The 223-nt window shown below is 63.7% G+C and carries 1 protein-coding gene; it reads left to right on the top strand.

Annotated features, from left to right (window positions below; all coding sequences use genetic code 11):
* On the top strand, positions 1–223 hold a 223-nt coding region (locus E4K09_RS04320; protein ID WP_134495433.1), incomplete at both ends, for an SDR family NAD(P)-dependent oxidoreductase.

Here is a 223-nt window from a genome sequence, read left to right as displayed (position 1 = left end):
TGCCATCATCAATACGGGCTCGAAACAGGGCATCACCACCCCGCCTGGCGACACCGCCTATAATGTGTCGAAGGCTGGCGTCAAAGTGGTGACGGAAGCCCTGTCGCACGACTTGCGCAACAGGCCGGGCTGCCAAGTGACCGCCCATCTTCTGATCCCCGGCTTCGTGTTCACGGGTTTCACCCGGGCCAGGGGCGTGACCGAGAAGCCCGCTGGGGCTTGG

Source organism: Microvirga pakistanensis (genome assembly GCF_004458765.1).
Classification (GTDB): domain Bacteria; phylum Pseudomonadota; class Alphaproteobacteria; order Rhizobiales; family Beijerinckiaceae; genus Microvirga; species Microvirga pakistanensis.
The sequence above is the reverse complement of the archived record's forward strand: the minus strand, read 5'-3'. Positions and strand labels throughout refer to the sequence as shown.